This window comes from Arthrobacter sp. M4 (assembly GCF_020251205.1).
In the GTDB taxonomy this organism is placed as follows: domain Bacteria; phylum Actinomycetota; class Actinomycetes; order Actinomycetales; family Micrococcaceae; genus Arthrobacter.
The window spans coordinates 1-2,528 of sequence record NZ_JAIWYX010000042.1 but is presented as its reverse complement, the minus strand read 5'-3'; the positions used below and the strand labels follow the sequence as shown (position 1 = coordinate 2,528).

The 2,528-nt window shown below is 61.9% G+C and carries 4 protein-coding genes; all 4 read left to right on the top strand.

Going from position 1 to position 2,528, the window contains the following annotated elements; all coding sequences use genetic code 11:
* On the top strand, positions 1-312 hold a 312-nt coding region (locus LD110_RS23290), incomplete at its 5' end, for a hypothetical protein (protein WP_225502321.1).
* Between the two features lie 4 nt (positions 313-316).
* Positions 317-1,405 carry a hypothetical protein gene (locus LD110_RS23285; RefSeq protein ID WP_225502320.1) on the top strand — a complete coding sequence of 363 codons (1,089 nt, stop codon included), beginning with the start codon at positions 317-319 and terminating at the stop codon, positions 1,403-1,405.
* An 86-nt stretch (positions 1,406-1,491) separates the two neighbouring features.
* Positions 1,492-1,746 carry a hypothetical protein gene (locus tag LD110_RS23280; RefSeq protein ID WP_225502319.1) on the top strand — a complete coding sequence of 85 codons (255 nt, stop codon included), beginning with the start codon at positions 1,492-1,494 and terminating at the stop codon, positions 1,744-1,746.
* A 6-nt stretch (positions 1,747-1,752) separates the two neighbouring features.
* Positions 1,753-2,528, top strand: a 776-nt coding sequence (locus LD110_RS23275; protein WP_225502318.1) for a hypothetical protein, incomplete at its 3' end; no start/stop codon positions are given.

Below are 2,528 nucleotides of genomic sequence, written 5' to 3'. Positions count from 1 at the left end.
GATGTCACCTTGCCGGTGTCGGTGTCCAACGGGGTTCCGGGGACGGGTGCGGGGAACCTGGAAACCACCGGCGCCCATGACCAGTACCGCTTCACGGTCCCGGCCGGGGGTCAGTCGGTGTTCCTCGCGGACCAGGGCTGCCCCTCCTACATGAAGTGGACGCTGACCAACACCACCACCGGAGTGGTTCCGGCAACGGGGTACTGCTACAGCGGCAACAGACAGATCGACAACCTGCCCGCCGGTGGCTATGTGCTGGAATGGGCCGGGACCAACAACGCCTCCGGCCCCTACTCGTTCAATTTGAGCTGATTTTATGGAATCTATACGGTTGTTCGCCAAGCCCATCGTGCGTTCCTGGGCGAAGATCGGTGTGCTTCGGGCCTATTTTGAGTCAGAGCTGCCGGAAGCCGCGGCGGTGGAGGCTCTGGAGCGCGTTAGGGCTTCCCTGGAGCTGCCGGCCGCGGGTACGGGGCTAGGCGGTGTAGCCCCGTGCCCGTTGGGAGCCGTCGTTGCGATCCATGGAATAGCCTCCTCGGCCGAAGCACATGGACTTCTTGCCGCACTGGCCTCCGGCTTGGAAGCCCAGGGCATTCACGGCGCCCTTCGGCCTCTTCCCGATGAGCACCCGCTCGTCGGCGCCCCGAATCTGGACATGTTCGGATTCATCGCCGGGGTTTGCCTGCTCGGCGAAACAGACCCAGTTCGTTCTCCCAGACGTATCAGCCCGCCTGAGGTGATGGATGCCGTCGTCGATGCCGCTCTTGAATGGTGTCAGCTGCCGTCGGGCACGCATTACGTGGGCACCGCCTGGTCCTACGTGAAATGCACAGCGGAACAGCGCAAGGCACTTCTGGCCACGGGATCGACTCCTATCAATCTGGATTCACTGGCCTGCGTTACGGGGCCGGACGAGATCCGAAGTGTTGAGTTCGGCGATCGCGGCACCGTCTACTTCGGACGTCTGGATCCGGACCGAAGCTGGGAACCGGCGGTCGCTGCTCTGACAGAACTCCTCGCGTCCCTGGCGGACCAGGCAGAGTATGGCTGCATTAAGCGATCTAGGCTGGGAACTGCCCTCTGGGACGTCTTCCAAGACTACGACTGGCCCGAACGGCCGCACCTCAAGTACGCGAGCGTCGGCCGCTCCCTGATGGACAGCCTTGTTCCGGATGCCTTCGGTGTCCAACTCCTCGGCCCCGGACACCATTTACCCGCACCGCTGCCGCCCATTTGGAAGGCAGAACCCGCCGGTGCCGCTTCGACCATCCTTGAGCACACGGACCTCGCGGCCTGGTTTGAAGGTCCCCTTCCGGAGCCTGAAACACTGGAGGAGGCCCGCAGATCCATCGAACCTTTGCTCATGACAACCGCACAGGCCGAAGCAGTCAGATCAAAGGGCTAATCCGTCGGCCCAAACCACAATGCGGGCTCAAGCGCTCCGACATTCGCGAGGTCTATCTGGGCCGCCCGAACGTTTCGGCACCTTGGATGCGGGTGAAGTTCCTCGGCGAGGAGAACATGCCTTGGTCGTTCCTGACCCAATGGCCGCAAAACGTAATTGAGACGGCGGAAGGCTTGGCTACCCCGTTCGGCATCACCAACACAAGCACCGGCTCCAGCCCGGCTTCCGGCTACTGCTACAAAGGCGACAAACAAATAGACAATCTCCCGGCGGGGCAGTACACGCTGGAAATCACCGGGATCAATGACACCACTGGCACTTACAGCCTCGAGTTGAGATGAGTCGAAATGGACAAGGTGCTCATTTATGCCAAGGGAATCATCAGCGAATGGCGCGAGATGGGAACACTGCGGATGCTCTATCAGTCTCCTCTGGACCCACAGGAAGCCCAGGAGATTCTGACGAAAACTCGCGATACTTTGGACCTACCCACGGGCCCGAGAATTGCACCAGGCGGCGTCGCCGCCAGCCCGCGAGGACCGGTGCTAACCATCCATGGCGTTGAGCAGCCCGAGGAAGCCGACAAAATCCTCGATGATCTGGGAGATGCACTGGCGGCTGCAGGCGGATTTGGCACCATCCGGGCCGTGCCACTACAGCGCAATCCGGTCGACTACACCGATGTGAAGCTCGTCGGATTCACCGCCGGCTTTTGCATTGAGGGCCACATGGACCCCCAGGAACCCACTGTCTGGCTCAGCCGACCTGAAACGATGGAGCCAGTGATTGAAAAGGCCCTGCAATGGTGCGTCCTGGCCAAGGGGACGTACTACGTTTCCTCTGGCTGGTCGACCGTTCGATGCACTCTGGAGCAGTGCCGCGACCTTCTCCTGACGGGCATGGGTCTTGGCACCTCGGCCCGGATCGCCTGCGCTACACGAGAAGGCCTGATCAGGACCGTCGACTTCGGCTACACCGGGACCGTGTTCTTCGCCCGGCTCGACCCGGAAGACGTGTGGGAACCAGCGGTGCTGGACCTCACCAAGGTGCTCGCCTCGCTGGCCAGCCAGATCCAATACGGCGCGATCAAACGAACCCAACTTGGCGCCCAACTCTGGGACTG

Excerpts from the sequence above, each read along its gene's own strand:
- LD110_RS23285 (WP_225502320.1), top strand. The coding sequence starts at position 317 with ATGGAATCTATACGGTTGTTCGCCAAGCCCATCGTGCGTTCCTGGGCG.
- LD110_RS23280 (WP_225502319.1), top strand. The coding sequence starts at position 1,492 with ATGCGGGTGAAGTTCCTCGGCGAGGAGAACATGCCTTGGTCGTTCCTG.